The organism is Tautonia sociabilis, from assembly GCF_003977685.1.
GTDB lineage: Bacteria > Planctomycetota > Planctomycetia > Isosphaerales > Isosphaeraceae > Tautonia > Tautonia sociabilis.
This window is the reverse complement of sequence record NZ_RYZH01000017.1, coordinates 65,928-79,224: the sequence shown is the minus strand read 5'-3', so window position 1 is coordinate 79,224 and position 13,297 is coordinate 65,928. Positions and strand designations below refer to the sequence as shown.

General features: G+C 71.4%; 8 protein-coding genes. 6 read left to right on the top strand and 2 right to left on the bottom strand.

Annotated elements, in window-relative coordinates:
- The first annotated feature begins 318 nt into the window (after positions 1–318).
- Entirely contained in the window at positions 319–1,938 is a 1,620-nt protein-coding gene (locus TsocGM_RS26970) for an MFS transporter (RefSeq protein ID WP_391732145.1), read from the top strand.
- A 114-nt stretch (positions 1,939–2,052) separates the two neighbouring features.
- Positions 2,053–2,577: an RDD family protein gene (locus TsocGM_RS10575; protein ID WP_126725314.1), complete on the top strand. Its 525-nt coding sequence runs from the start codon at positions 2,053–2,055 to the stop codon at positions 2,575–2,577.
- Between the two features lie 183 nt (positions 2,578–2,760).
- Here TsocGM_RS10575 and TsocGM_RS10570 read toward each other — a convergent pair whose 3' ends face one another.
- Both TsocGM_RS10570 and TsocGM_RS10565 read right to left on the bottom strand, forming a co-directional pair.
- Positions 2,761–4,104: a VanZ family protein gene (locus TsocGM_RS10570; RefSeq protein WP_158633484.1), complete on the bottom strand. Its 1,344-nt coding sequence runs from the start codon at positions 4,102–4,104 to the stop codon at positions 2,761–2,763.
- Between the two features lie 127 nt (positions 4,105–4,231).
- Positions 4,232–5,029: a 6-phosphogluconolactonase gene (locus TsocGM_RS10565; RefSeq protein ID WP_126725311.1), complete on the bottom strand. Its 798-nt coding sequence runs from the start codon at positions 5,027–5,029 to the stop codon at positions 4,232–4,234.
- A 448-nt stretch (positions 5,030–5,477) separates the two neighbouring features.
- Here TsocGM_RS10565 and TsocGM_RS10560 point away from each other — a divergent pair, with 448 nt between their 5' ends.
- From TsocGM_RS10560 to TsocGM_RS10545, 4 genes are all read left to right on the top strand, one after another.
- On the top strand, positions 5,478–6,041 hold the full coding sequence (locus TsocGM_RS10560; protein ID WP_158633483.1) for a MarR family winged helix-turn-helix transcriptional regulator: 564 nt from the start codon (positions 5,478–5,480) through the stop codon (positions 6,039–6,041).
- Positions 6,038–7,408 carry an efflux RND transporter periplasmic adaptor subunit gene (locus TsocGM_RS10555; RefSeq protein ID WP_126725307.1) on the top strand — a complete coding sequence of 457 codons (1,371 nt, stop codon included), beginning with the start codon at positions 6,038–6,040 and terminating at the stop codon, positions 7,406–7,408. The genes TsocGM_RS10560 and TsocGM_RS10555 overlap by 4 nt, the downstream gene beginning before the upstream one ends.
- Positions 7,409–7,611: 203 nt before the next feature.
- The gene (locus TsocGM_RS10550) at positions 7,612–11,139 is read left to right on the top strand and encodes an efflux RND transporter permease subunit (RefSeq protein WP_126725306.1); all 3,528 of its coding nucleotides are present in this window, start codon (positions 7,612–7,614) and stop codon (positions 11,137–11,139) included.
- A gap of 466 nt (positions 11,140–11,605) precedes the next feature.
- Positions 11,606–12,940, top strand: coding sequence for an ATP-binding protein (locus tag TsocGM_RS10545; protein ID WP_126725304.1), 1,335 nt, complete (start codon positions 11,606–11,608; stop codon positions 12,938–12,940).
- The last annotated feature ends 357 nt before the right edge of the window (positions 12,941–13,297 follow it).

Here is a 13,297-nt window from a genome sequence, read left to right as displayed (position 1 = left end):
TTCGGGGGCGGGAGGTTGCGGCGGCGGGTCGGAGATGGTGGGATCGTGCGACAACGAAGGCGGATGCGCCGACCGAGGGGACGGCGCGCCCGTCGTCCGGTGCGTGACGGGGACCTCGGTCCGATCTGACCCGGTTCGGTCCGATTCGGTCCGGTCCGGTCCGGTTCGGTCCGGTCGGCCCTCCCGGCCAGGTCAGGCCGGACCGGGCCGGTCCGGGCCGGGCCGGGCCGGGCCAGAAGCGCGTCACCCCGGGGGGCGGCCCGTCCCGACGCGAAGGAATTCGATCTGATCCGATCCGATCGTCCGGAGGAAGTCATGATGCACGCCGAACCGAACGCCGGGGCCGGCGACGCCGCCCTCGACGTCGGCAAGGGCCCGTGGTACCGCGGGCTGACGGGGTATCACTGGTTCGTGCTCGCCGTCGCCGCGCTGGGCTGGCTGTTCGACACGATGGACCAGCAGCTCTTCAACCTCGCCCGCAAGCCGGCGATGGAGGAGCTGCTGGGTACCGGCGACCCGGCCAAGGTGAACGCCGTCGGGACGATCGCGACCTCGATCTTTATCGTCGGCTGGGCCGTCGGCGGCCTGTTCTTCGGCATCCTCGGCGACAAGATCGGCCGGGCGAAGACGATGCTGCTGACGATCCTCGTCTACTCGCTGTTCACCGGCCTGAGCGCCTTCTCGATCGGCGTCTGGGACTTCGCCTTCTATCGCTTCCTCACCGGCCTGGGAGTGGGAGGCGAGTTCGCCGTGGGCGTCGCCCTGGTGGCCGAGGTGATGCCCGACCACGCCCGGGCCCGCGCCCTGGGATGGCTCCAGGCGCTCTCGGCGGTGGGGAACATGACCGCGGCAATGATCGCCATCGGCCTGGGCTCGATTGCCGACACCGGGATCAGCCGGTGGCGGATCATGTTCCTCATCGGCACGCTGCCGGCGCTGCTGGCCATCGTCATCCGCATGCGGCTGAAGGAGCCTGAGCGCTGGCAGGCCACCGCCGGCCTCGCGCCGGGGGACGGGGACGGGGGCGAGCCCGCCTCGGCCGACTCCTCCGGGGCCCCGGTGGCGCAGAAGCTCGGCTCGTTGTCGGAGCTGTTCGGCGACCGCCGATGGCGTCGGAACACGATCGTCGGCATGCTGCTGGCCTTCTCCGGCGTGGTCGGGCTGTGGGGGATCGGCTTCTTCAGCTTCGACCTGATCCGGGACGTCTTCAGCGAGACGGCCGTCGCCATGGCCGCCGAGCAGGGGCTCACCGAGGCGCCAACCGCCGAGTTCCACCGCCGGCTCGCCGACGGCACCGTCCGAATGGTCTCCGACAAGGCCGAGATCCCCGCCGAGCCCGAGCAAGGGGTCGAATACGTCGTGGCCTCCTCCGAGGAACTGGCGCTGAACTCCTTCCTCCGCCGGCACCCGGACGTCAAACCGTTCGTCGACGCCAAGCTGACCCAGTGGACCGGCTACGTCTCGCTGGTCCAAAACGCCGGCGCCTTCTTCGGCATCTACGCGTTCGCGCTGGTCACCGTCCGGATCGGCCGCAAGCCAACCTTCTTCCTGACCTTCCTGCTGGCGATGGCGGCCACCGCCTTCACCTTCCTGTTCCTGGGCCGGATCGCCGGGTTCTGGGACGTGTACTGGATGATCCCGATCATGGGCTTCTGTCAGATCGCCCTGTTCGGCGGCTACGCGATCTACTTCCCCGAGCTGTTCCCCACCCGGCTGCGCAGCACCGGCACGTCGTTCTGCTACAACGTCGGCCGACTGGTGGCCGCCGCCGGGCCGCTGGCGCTGGGGATGTTGGTTCTGCTCTACGACGGCTACACGGCGATCGACCCGTCCCTGCCGCTGCGGTACGCTGGGGTGACCATGTGCGCCGCCTTCGTCATCGGGCTGCTCGCCCTGCCATTCGCTCCGGAGACAAAGGACCAGCCGCTGCCCGAGTGATCGGGCGAGCGGCCGGCCGTTCGTTCCTCGGCCCGGCCGCCGGGAATCGGGCCTCGAAGGCCCCCGGCGCCGGGCCGGCCTTGCGCTGTGGTGACGACGAGGGGGAGCATTGCGATGTCGAAGGACGAGATGTTCAACGCCGATTTCGACAACCCGTATCGCGCCCCGGAGGTCAGCGACCCGGCCGAGAAGGCGAGGGCCGCCTTCGGGCAGTACGTCGGCTATGGGAACTTCCTCCGCCGGTTCGCGGCGATGGTCATCGACCAGTTGCTGGTCGGGATCATCGGCTTTGTGCTCGGCCTCAGCCTGGGGTTGGTGATGCTCACCCTGGGGATCGACCCTCAGGAGCAAGGTCCTCAGTTCTTCTTGAACCTGCTGGGGCTGGCGATCGGGGTGACCTACTACGCCGGCCTGACCAGCTCGACGATGCAAGCGACGCTGGGCAAGGCCGCGCTCGGGCTGAAGGTCACCGACCTGCACGGCCGCCGGATCTCGTTCCCCAGGGCGCTTGGGAGGGAGCTCGGGAAGATCCTCTCCGCGCTGCTGCTGCTCATCGGCTACCTGATGGTGCTCTGGGACCCTCGCCGGCAGGCCCTGCACGACAAGATGGCCGGCACCCTGGTGCTGCGCACCCGATGACCCGCTCCCGTCGCGCCGGGGGCGGTTCTCCGGTCGGCTCGCGTCGGGGCGGGCCTCGGGAGGCGCGAGGGGATCAAGATCGGCCATCGGGGGGTCCTCTCCGAGGTCGGGACGGGAGGCGTCCGGTCGTCGCTCGATCATTCGCCACCCGTCCCGGATCATGGCGCCGAAGACGCCGAGGGTTCAGCGACCATCGGTCCGAGAGGAGTCCCACGCCCGCCAGGCCGAGGCGCCGAGCCAGGCGCCGGCGGCGGCGAGCACGCCGTCGGTCAGGTCCGGCGTCCGGGAGGCGTTGAAAACCTGGACCACTTCGATCGCCACCCCCGACGCGAAGCCGACACGGGCCGATCGGGCCGGCGTCCACCGGCGAGAGCCCGCGGCCAGCAGCAGGCCGAGCGGCACCATCGTCGCGACCTTCTCGGAGGCGGTGGCCAGCGCGGCGGTCGGCGGGGACCAGAAGTAGGAGTAGAAGGGGAAGGCCATGCGAATGTCGAGCCCCCGGGGAGGGCCGAGGGTGTCCAGCGGCCGGGCGCCGTCGATCAGCACCGCCAAGGCCCAGACCGCCAGCGCCGGGCCAATCCAGGCCCCGGAGGGCTCCCGGGGCCGGCTCGCCACCGCCAGGCCCGCCGCCGCCGCCCCGGCCGAGGCGAAGAGAACCGAGGTCGCGTCGGTCACGTGGCCGGGGAAGCCAAGCTGGAGGACCTCGGCCCCCGCCACGACGGCCGCCGACACGGCCACCGTCCCGAGGACCAGGCCAACGCCCGAGAGGCCGGCCTCTCGCATCGCCAGCGCGACGGCCCCTCCCAGCAGCGCCCAGGTCAGCGCCTCGACGGCGCGACCCCCGGGGGCCGGGTCCGGACGCCGGCCGTCGACCGAAGGGCCGAAGGGGATGGGGCGGCTGGCCTTCACGGCCTGCTTCAGGTCGCCGACGTCGGCGCTGGGAACGAACGGCGCCAGCTCGACGAACGCCCAGCCCGCCGCACCGACAATCGCCAGGGTCGCCATCGGCCTCGACCTCGCCAGGAGCCGAAGCCGGGGCCGGATCACCGGCCAGACCGCCCGGGAGGCGAGCCAGCCGAGGAGCCCCCCGAAGGCCGAGCCAGCGGTGTTGTGCAGGACGTCGGAAACCGAGGTGACGCGCATCTGGAGGTTGATCTGCGCGGTCTCCACGCCGACGCTCAGCGCCGATCCGGCCGCCGAGGCGGCCAGGACCGCCCCAATCGGCCCGATCCCGGCCCTCCCCAGCCGGGCGGCGATCGAGGCCCCGAGCGGGAGGAACAGCAGGATGTTGGCCACCCGGTCGGTCCGGGAGCTGCGCAGGGAGGCGGCATCGAGGGCCAGGCGCCAGCCCTCGGCCAGAGCCATCGGGTCGTCCTCGGGGAGGAATGGAATCGTCGTGCCGTAGACGATGAACAGCGCGCAGAGCCCCGCGAGGAAGGTCAGCGGGTGCGCCCTTCGCCGTCGTCGGAGCGGGGCCGGCCCCGCCGGGCGGACGGAGTCCGATCGGTGCCCCCGGGTCTCGCTCATGGGCGCCTCGCCTCGCGAAAACAGGGTGGCCGGGGTCGTGTCGACCCCGGAATCGGGAGGCCCCTCGCCAGGGTCGGCCCGCCCCCGGCCCCTCCGGTTCAGGGTCAGCCGCCCTGGAAGGGCGTGCTCAGAGCACCAGGCGGGCCGAGTCGCGGTCGAGGTAGAGCACGGCCCCCTCGTGGCGGCGGAGGGCGGTGGCGGGGCAGCTCTCGGAGATCGGCCCATTGAGGGTGGCGAGCACGGCGTCGGCCTTGCGCGGGCCGGGAACCACCACTGAGACGACCGGGGCCGAGAGCAGGGCGGGGACGGTCAGCGTATAGGCGTGCGTGGGCACGTCGTCGAGGCTGGGGAAGCAGCCGTCGTTGACCTGCTGGACCCGGCACGCGTGGTCGAGGCGGACGACCTTGATGAGCACCGGGTCGAGGAAGTCGGCCACGGGAGGATCGTTGAAGGCGAGGTGGCCGTTCTCACCGATGCCGGCGCAAACGACGTCGGGAGGCTCGGCGCGGAGCAAATCCTCGTAGTCGAGGCAGGTCTTCAAGGGGCGGTCGGTCTGCTCGCCAGGGATCAGGCGGAGGCGGTCGGGAGGCAGGTTGGCGAGGCGGAAGATGTGCTCGTGCAGGTAGCGCCGGAAGCTGGCGGGATGGTCGGCGTCGAGGCCGAGGTACTCGTCCATGTGGAAGCCGACGACGCCGGACCAGTCGACCTGGCCCATGCCGACCAGAGCCGTGAGGAACTCATCCTGACTGGGGGCCGCCGCGAAGATGACGTTGGCCCGGCCGGCCTGCCGCTGCCGGGAAGCGATCGCCCCGGCCACGTCGGCCGCCGCCGCCCTCCCCAGGCGGGCTCGGTCCTCGAAGACCCGGACGCGGAGGCGGTCGACGGTCCATTCGGCGATCGGCGTCGGCGGGTCGAGGGGAGCCATGGCGCGGTCTCTCGGTCGGTCTGGGGATTAGGGCCGGGCGCATTCGGAGGAAGGTCGAGGACGCCGCCGGTCTCGACCGGCCGGGCCCTCCCCGACTGGCCGCAGGATACCCCGATCGCTCCGCGATCTCAACCGCCGGCCCGGTGCCCCCCCTCCCGCTCCCGGCGAGCCCTCCCGGCGACCGCTTCCCTGCCGTCCTCGGGCTCCCCAGGGAGAATGGTGTGAAGGAGAACGGTGTGAAGTTGAGACGATTGCGGGAAATTCACGGACTCCGTCTTGTCGGTCAATCCGTCTGGCATAGAAATAGTCAGCGTTGCGAACGGTTTGGGGGCCGGACGATCCGGAGCGGAGCGCTTCCGGGCGATGGGCCCGATTGGCGAGTCGGGGAAAGGCCGGCTGGCCGATCCTCTCCACCACGCCGCGGGGCCGGGACGGGATGCGAGATCGAATGGAACAGTCGCCCGCCGAGGAGCCGGAGCGGCGAGACGAGGGGCCGCTCGATCCGAGGAGGAGCCCCGCCCGGGAGCGGTTCGGGTTCCTGCTGGCGATGGCGGCGCACCGCTTCCGGGCCCGGTTCGAGGAGGAGCTGGAGCCGCTGGGGGTGCAGCTCAAGCACGTCGCGATCCTGGCCACGATCGACCACTTCGGGCCGGTTCGGCAGCAGCGGCTGGGCGAGTCGGTTTGCATTGATCGGGCGTCGATGGTCGGCGTGCTCGACGAGATGGAGGGGCTGGGCCTGGTCCGCCGCCAGCCGGATCCGGTCGACCGCCGGGCGCACCGGGTGCACCTGACCGATTCGGGCCAGGAATTGCTCCGCCAGGCGAACCGGATCGCGGAGAGGACCGAGGACGACTGCCTCGGGCCGCTCTCGGGGGAGGAGCGGGGGCGGTTGAAGGAGATGCTCCAGCGGATTGTGGATCCGGGCTCGTGGTCCGGGTTTGAGCACATCAATATCAAGGTCAGCAGCCGGGCCGGCGCGGCCGAGCCGGGCGGCGGGGGGCGAGCGCGATGATCGGTCGGCTGTTCCGTAACGTGATCCTCCCCGGGGTGATCCTGGCTGGGGGAGTGGCCGTCTTCGCCGGGCTGGTCGCCTCGAAGGAGCCTCCCCAGCGCGTCGAGCGCGCTCGGCAGGTGCCTCGGGTCGAGGTCGTCCCGGTGGCCCTGGCGCCGGAGGGGGGGTTCAGCATCGAGGTCAACGGCACGGTGGTGCCCAAGCGCGAGGTGACGCTCTCGGCCGAGGTCGACGGCCGAGTCGTCGAGCGCACCGACGCCTGCTGGGCCGGCCGGACGGTCAAGCGGGGCGACCTGCTGCTTCGGCTCGATCCCCGGCCGCTGGAGATCCAGAGGGAGACCTTCCAGGCCGAGCTGGCCCAGGTCGAGGCCGACCTGGAGCAGCTCGACACGGAGATCGGCAACACCGAGGAGCTGATCGCCCTGGCCGAGCAGGAGGTCGACCTCCGCCGCCGAGAGCAGGTCCGGGTCGAGCAGTTGATCGCCCGCAACGCCTCGTCGGTTTCCGATCGCGACGCCGCCGACGCCCAGGTGCTCACCGCCCGCCAGAACCTCCAGCGGCTGCAGAACGATCGCCGGATGTTCGCCAGCCGCCGCGCCCGGCTCGAGGCCCAGCGGCGTCGGATCCTGGCGCAGTTGGACCAGGTGGCCTACGACCTGGAGCGGACGGTGATCTCCTCTCCGGTCGCCGGGCGAATCCACGAGGTGAACATCGAGCAGGACGGCTACGCCCGGCCGGGGGACCGCCTGGTGACGATCGAGGACACGGGGACGATGGAGGTCCGCTGCAGCCTCCGGCTCGAGGACCTGTACTGGCTGGCCGGCGGCGACGCCCCGCTGGCCGATGTGGAGGACGACCCGTACTCGATCCCGCACGCCCAGGCGGAGATCTCCCACGCCATCGCCGGCCAGCGGGCGACCTGGGAGGGGGTGCTTGCCCGGTTCGAGGGGGCCGGCCTCGACGAGCGGACCCGGACCATCCCCTGCCGGGTCGAAGTGCCCGCCCCCGAGGGCCTGCGCCGGGGGATGTTCGTGACCGTCACCTTTCTGGGAGTCGACCCGGACATCCCCCTGCGGTCGATCCCCCGGGCCGCCTTCCGGCCCAACGACGAGATCTGGCTGGTCGAGGATGGCCGCCTGGCGATCCACCGCGTCGAGCCGGTCCGCGTGCTGGAGGATTCGGTCCTGATCCGGGCCGACGGCCCCGGCGACCCGATCCCGGTCGGCGCTCCGCTGGTCGTCTCGCCGCTGGAGGCGCCGGTCAACGGGATGGAGGTGGAGGTCGCCTCGTCCCCCGGGACGGCAAACGACCTCGGCCCGCTCGCCTCGGAAGCGGGGGAGGACCCCGACGTGTGGGATCGCCAGTAGGCCCGACCCCGTTGTCCTCCCGCTTCGGGGGGGAGCGGGCGGGGAGGGCGTCCGGCCGCCTCTGTCCGACTCCTCGCTGAGCCCCTCGGCCGGATCGATCGCGGGGAGCGGGGCTGGATCGCGGCTCTGGCTCGTGTCGCCCCGACCGTTCCCCGTCCCTCCGACCTATCCTGTCCCCTCCCCTTATCCGAAGGAGCCCCGCGGTGAGATCGATCGTCCAGTGGGTTGTGCGCAACGGCCCGGCCGTCAACACGCTGATGGTCGCCGTGGTCCTGGTCGGCGTGGTGTCGCTGCTGGGGCTGAAGAAGGAGCTGTTCCCGGAGTTCCAGTTGGAGATCGTCACGGTCTCGGTGCCGTACCCCGGCGCTAGTCCGGCGGAGGTGGAGGAGGGGATCTGCCAGAAGATCGAGGAGGCGGTCCGGGCCGTTGACGGGATCAAGAAGATCACCTCGGTGGCCTCCGAGGGGATGGGGAGCGTCACCATCGAGCTGCGGAGCAACGTCGGCGATCCGCAGAAGGTGCTCAACGAGATCCGGTCGGAGGTCGACCAGATCCCCAGCTTCCCGCTGCTGGCCGAGGACCCCGACGTCAAGCTGCTCAGCTTCCGCGAGCCGGCCATCCGAGTGGCCGTCATCGGCGGCGGCCGGATGCCCGAGGGGCTGGACGACACCGCCCGTCGCGAGTGGCAGCTTCGCGAGGACCTGCAGCTCAGGGACCTGGCCGAGCGCGTTCGAGACGACCTGCTGGAGCTGCCCAGCGTCTCCCTCGTCGAGATGCTGGCGGTGCGCGACTACCAGATCGACGTGGAGATCCCGGAGGAGACGCTCCGGCGGCACAACCTGAGCCTCCAGCAGGTCGGCGCCGTGATTCGTCGCGAGAACATCGAGCTGCCCGCGGGCGAGATCAAAGCCCGTTCCAGCGAGTACCTCGTCCGGGGGAAGAACAAGCGGCTGACCGGCGACGAGATCGCTCTGCTCCCGCTTCTGACCCGCCCCGATGGCGCCGTGCTTCGGGTGGAAGACCTGGGCACGGTGCACGACGGCTTCACCGACGACGCCCGCCGCAGTTGGGTCCGCTTCCCCGAGCCGCTGGCCGATCCGGAGGTCGGCCCCGCGACGGGGCAGGGGGAGCAGTCGGCCATCGTGCTGATGGTCCAGAAGACCAGGGCCGAGGACCTGATCGAGATCGTTGGCGAGGTCCGCGACTTTGTGAAGGGGCTGGAGCTGCCCCCCGGCTACCGGGCTGAGGTCTTCGACGACCAGTCGATCCTGGTGCGGGAGCGGCTGGAGACACTCACCCTCAACGCCCTGCAAGGGCTGGCGCTGGTGTTCGTCGTGCTGGCCCTGTTCCTCGACCTGAGGCTGGCCTTCTGGGTGGCGATGGGCATTCCGGTGGCCATCGGCGGCTCGTTCATCGTCATGGGGACGGCGGACGTGACGCTGAACATGGTTTCGACCTTCGCCTTCCTGCTGGCGCTGGGCATCGTGGTCGACGACGCCATCGTCGTCGGCGAGAACATCTACCGGCACCGGGAGATGGGCAAGTCCCCGGTGCGGGCGGCGATCGACGGGGCGACGGAAGTCTCCGGGCCGGTGCTGGCGTCGGTGACGACGACGATCTTCGCCTTCCTGCCGATGTTCTTCGTCTCGGGGACCCTCGGCAAGGTGATCTACATCATGCCGATCGTCGTCTGCTCGATGCTGCTGTCGTCGCTGGGGGAGAGCATCCTGATCCTGCCGAACCACCTGTCGCACCGCCGGGCGCCGATCCTTTCGCTCGTTGGCCGGCTTCTCTGCTGGCTCCTGACACCGCTCTTTCTTTGGGTCTGGGTGGTGCGGGCGCTGCGTGACCGCCGGGCCGAGGCCCGCTCGAAGTGGCGGGGCAACCCGGTGGTGACGGCGTATCACGGGCTCCGGAGCGGCGTCGACGGCGGCCTGCGCTGGGTCATCGAGAGCGTCTACGAGCCGGCCCTGAAGACCGCACTGCGGGCGCCGGTGGCCTTGGTCTCGGCGATGCTGGCGGTGCTGATCGGCTCGTTCGGCCTGGTGGCCAGCGGGCTGGTGCCGTTCGTGGTTTTCCCCGACTTCGACTCGAACTACATCACCGCGAACGTCACCTTTCCGGCCGGCACGCCGGCCAGCGTGACCGAGGAAGCGACCCGTCGGATCGCCGACCAGATCGAGGCGCTGCACGCCGAGATCGCCGAGCGGACCGGCCGGCCCCCGGTGCGGACGATCTCCCGGTCGATTGGCTACGCCGAGACGGCCGGCGGCGGCCCGGGGGCGTCGATGTCCACCACCGGCTCGAACATCGGCATGGTCTTCGCCGAGATGGTCGGCGGCCAGGACCGCCCGATCAGCAGCTTCGAGCTGGTCAACCGCTGGCGAGAGCGCTGTCTGCCGCTGGTCCAGGGCTTCGACGAGCTGAAGTTCGGCGCCGGCAACACCGGCCCCGGCGGCAAGCCGATTGAGTTCCAGCTCACCGGCAAGGACATGGACGACCTGGAGGAGGTCGTCGAGCGGTGCAAGGCCCGGCTCTCGGAGTATGAGGGGGTCTTCGACATCGCCGACAACAGCAAGCCGGGCAAGCCGGAGATCCAGCTCCGCGTCAAGCCCTCGGCCGAGGCGCTGGGGATCGACACCAACGAGCTGGCCCAGACGGTGCGCTCCACCTTCTACGGCGAGGAGGTGATGCGGCTGCAGCGCGGCCGGCACGAGGTCAAGCTGATGGTCCGCTACCCCCCCGAGCAGCGCGGCAGCCTGGCCAACCTCCGCGAGATCCGCATCCGCACCCCCGAGGCCGGCGAGGTGCCGATCGAGGAACTCGCCGCCGTCGAGGTGCGTCGCGGCTACTCGGCGATCAACCGGATCGACCAGCAGCGTTCGATCACCGTCACCGCCGACGTCGACGAGGCCGTCGCCAACGCCCGAGAGATCACCCAGGACCTCCAGACCGCCTTCCTCCCCGCGCTGCTCGAGGAGTTTCCGGGGATCCGAGTCCGGTGGGAGGGCCAGGAGCGGGAGACGCAGGAATCCTTCGGCAGCCTGGTGGTCGGCTTCGTGGTGGCGCTGTTCGCCATGTTCGTGCTGCTGACGGCGCAGTTCCGCTCCTACTTGCAGCCGCTGTTCATCCTGATCATCGTCCCCTTCGGCCTGGTGGGGGCCATCTGGGGCCACCTGCTGATGGGTCTGCCGCTGACGCTCTTCAGCGTCTTCGGCCTGGTGGCGCTGGCGGGCGTGATCGTGAACGACTCGATCGTGCTGATCGACTTCATCAACTCGAACGTCGCCGAGGGCAAGGCGGTCCGTCTCGCCCTCCGAGAGGCCGGCAAGCAGCGGTTCCGGCCGGTGCTGCTGACCTCGTTGACGACGGTGGCCGCGCTCATCCCGCTGTTGCTGGAGAAGAGCCTGCAAGTGCAGGTGCTCATCCCGATGGCCACGAGCCTGGCCTTCGGGCTGAGCTTCGGCACGCTCCTCGTGCTCTTCCTGGTTCCCTGCCTGTACGCCATCTACGCCGACGTCCTCGACGCCTTCGGCCGGCCGGTGACGGCCGACCACCACATCGAGGACGAGATCCCGTTGAGCGAGCCCTACGAGCGCGACCGGCACTCCGGCCTCGACGCCGACACCGGCCGAGATCGGGCCGGGGCTCCCGGCCATCACGCTCCCGCCCCGACAAGGGAGCCGGTGCACGCCGCTCCCGACCACCCCGTCCGCTCCGGCGGGGCCTGATCGTCCTCTCCCCTGCCGGGAGGCGGATCGTCGAGGGGCTCTCGGGAGGTCCCGGCAACTCTCAGGCCCGGGGGCTCTCGGGCCTGAGGTCATGACGCCCCCGGTCCCCGAGGTTCCTCAAGACGAGGGCCGACGGTCCACGGCCGGGCCCCGGCCGCGTTCCCGTCGCCGGTCGGCCGCCGAAACCTCGAATCGCCAGGACGGCCTGCGCCAGCGATTTCTTTTGCGTCATCTCGGGATTTTGCCCGATCCGGTTCCCCCGCCGCGACGGCGGCGGGAGGCGGCCGGAGGCGATGAACGGGGTCAAGGCCCGGGGCGGCGCTCTCCGATATGAGGGGAGGATGACTGACCGGGCGACGACGAGGACGTCTGATGTCGGCGCCGGGGACCGAGCGATCGGGACGATCCGGCCCGGGATCGGGCGACCGGCGAGCCCGCCGGCTCGAGGAGCAGGAGAGTGGCGGCGATGGACCCACGATTCGTCCCCGACCGGGCCGCGACGGAACGCGACCGGCTCGGCCCCCCCGGCGTCCTCTCCCAGCTCGCGCTGCCGAGTCGGGCCGTCGCGATCGCCGATTGCCGCCGAGCCCTGGCCCAGGGCCTCGGCCCGGTGCTGCTGACCGGGGAGGCCGGCTCGGGCAAGACCTGGACCTGGCGGTGCCTCGCCGCGCAGCCGAACGGCCTGGGCCGGTGGCTGGGGATCGACGCCGCGCCGTCCGACGACGGGCTCGCCCTGGTTCGCCGAATGCTCCGGGCCCTGGGCCGGGCCGACGCCGCGACCGATCCCGACCCGCGCTCGACCCTCGCCGAGGAGCTGGCCGAGCAAGCCGAGGAGGGCCGCCGCTGGGTCCTCGTGCTCGACGAGGCCCAGAACGCCTCCGACGCCGCCCTGGAGGAGTTCCGCCTGCTCTCCAACCGCCTCGGCCGCCCGGACGGCCCGGCCGGCATGGTGCTGGTCGGCCGGACGGGCCTGGCGTTCCGGATCCGGGAGCGGGCCTGGGAGTCGCTCGACGCCCGGCTGGCCGGTCACGTCCGGCTCGGCCCTATCGACGCGGAGGAGGCCGGCAGCTTGCTCCGAGCGGCGGCTCCCGGTCGGGAGTGGTCCCGATCCGAGATCGAGGCGCTGCACGCCCGGTCTCTGGGCAACCCCGGAAGGCTGATCCGGCTGTCGGATCGGCTGTCGTCGCCGATCGAGCCGGCCGCTCCAATCTCCCCGGTGCCCTCCCCGGTCTGGCGGCCCTCCCCGGATCGCTCCGAGGACTCCTCCCCGGCCCGCTCGTCCCCGAAGGCTCCCGAGTCACTCCGATCGCCCCGGATCGAGGCGGTCCCTTCACCGAGCCTGGGGGAGGTGAGGCCTCCCCTCCGGTTCGAGGACGGCCTGATCGAAGTCGGCTGGGCCGAGGGGGATGAGCCCTCCCCCGAGCCGACCTCGGAGCCGGGAGCGATTCCGGCCGAGGCCCGGCGGTCCGGCTCCTCCGGCCCGGCTCTCCGGGAAGTCTCGGTGGAGGAGGAACCGGCCGAGCCGACGACCGAGGCGATCTCGGATCCCTACGCGGCGATCCAGGCCCGATCCGAGTGGTCCCGAGCGATCCGGGAGGTGTCCTGGGCCGCCGATCCCGGAAGCGACGCCGCCCCGGAATGCGGCCTGGACGTCCTCGGGGACAATGCGGTCGCCGGAGCCGGGGGAGAGGGAGGGGGGGGAGGCCGGCGCCCCGCGCAGGTCCGGGCCGAGTCGGGCCAGGAGTTCGCCCCCTATAGCCGCCTCTTCTCGCACCTCGGCTCGTCCAGCGACGCGGAATGAACCAACCGGGGCCGGGCCGGCCGGGGGCGACCGGGGGAGGAGCACCCCGAGGGCGTCTCCGGCCGCCCGTACCGGAATGGCTCAACGTGGCTGGACCGTTCGCCGAATAACGAGTACCAAGGAGACGCGACCTCCCGCCCCTCGCGGGGGGCGGGATCGCTCGGGAGGGCAGGTGCCGTCGCGCGTTGCCAAATGATGCTCCCGTGCCCCTCGATCCCGCGGGGGGACCTCGCGCAAGTGGCCTCGGCGGGCGATCCGGACCAATCCTCCGGATCCCAGGCCCGGGCCCCGGTGGGCGGCACCTGTCCTTCCCCCATCCTCGTCCCGACGATCGACCGGGCCGGCTCGTCCGGGCGA